A 499-nucleotide genomic window follows, 5' to 3' on the forward strand; every position below is an offset into this window, starting at 1 on the left:
CTCGGGCGATTCCTGAAAAACGCACCAAGAGAAACCCTTCTAGCGGTCGATGCCGCCGGCAAGATTCCCTATTACTCCGAACTGCCAACGCTAGACATGCTGGGGCTCAATGATCGCTTCATTGGCCACAAAGAAATGAGCACACCTTTCCTGACGGCGCATAGCAAGTATGACCCAGACTATGTCATATCTAGAAATCCCGGCCTGATTGCCGCTTGGATAGATAAGAATAGAAATCTAGCCTGGGGCCTGACTATAGACAAATACATACACAACTATGAACTAGCTTACTTACTAAACTCCACACTCAACACTCGACCACACAACATTGTCAGCGTCGTAGGCATAGCCGATGAGCAGGTCACAGCGTTAATTGCGGGTAATTATAATTTTGCGGTACTCGCCAGGCGCGATCTGCTTCCGCTACTGCCTAAAGCATATACCCCCTTCTCACCGCCCCGTCTGCTGCCCGGATCGTCCATCGACCACTCCTTGGACG

General features: G+C 50.7%; 1 protein-coding gene. It reads left to right on the forward strand.

Annotation, left to right across the window (positions count from 1 at the left end):
* Positions 1 to 499: hypothetical protein (locus DVK05_RS17640; protein WP_233562248.1), on the forward strand; the 499-nt coding region annotated here is incomplete at both ends.

The sequence above is a fragment of the Halorubrum sp. Atlit-8R genome (assembly GCF_003666025.1).
Classification (GTDB): Archaea; Halobacteriota; Halobacteria; order Halobacteriales; family Haloferacaceae; genus Halorubrum; species Halorubrum salinarum.